The organism is Bacillus timonensis (assembly GCF_004799755.1).
Classification (GTDB): Bacteria; Bacillota; Bacilli; order Bacillales; family Bacillaceae_L; genus Ferdinandcohnia; species Ferdinandcohnia timonensis_A.
In genome coordinates, this window is the sequence record NZ_SLUB01000149.1 from 1 (window position 1) to 591 (window position 591).

Consider the following 591-nt stretch of genomic DNA (forward strand, 5'->3'; position numbering starts at 1 on the left):
ACCTCCCTCTATAAATGTTGATTTACCAACGGTTTGATCCGTTAGTGGGGTGTCAAAAAAATATTTTTCGACACAATTCCTAACAGTATTTTTAAAATATGTGAAACTATTCCAATACATGGGTACGCTACGCGGTCACTACTGGATAATGCTGGTAAGTAGTGCTAGGGAATTATACGATGCACAATGGATCTCTGCGTAGCTTATGATGACGTACCCTCCCATGTCTCTGGGCATCAATGTGCCTACATTCCTTCGTTCGGTCTAGTCATAAGGCAGAGGCTAGCGAAGCTCCTTTAGGGACTCGAGGTCGAATGGTGAAAATAGTGCCAGCTTCTCCGTGTCATCCTGATGTCTAAGTCTAATTAAGGGGTGTAGGGCTTATGCAGCCTCTTCGAGACCAGGAATATCCCTCATCATTCGCTGTGCGTCAAACGCTTTGTGCTTCGTGCAAATTCCGTGTAATACTTTTAATAGTTTTCCGCATAGAACCACGATAGATTGCTTCTTACGTAAAGGATTAACCTGACGGTTTGTGTAATACTCGTGTAGCTTTTTGAAAGCTTCATTGTGACGAATCATCGGCATCAT

General features: G+C 43.0%; 1 pseudogene. It reads right to left on the bottom strand.

The window, feature by feature from the left end:
* Positions 1–381 precede the first annotated feature (381 nt).
* A pseudogene (locus E1I69_RS24295) lies at positions 382–591 on the bottom strand (IS110 family transposase); the annotation flags it as partial.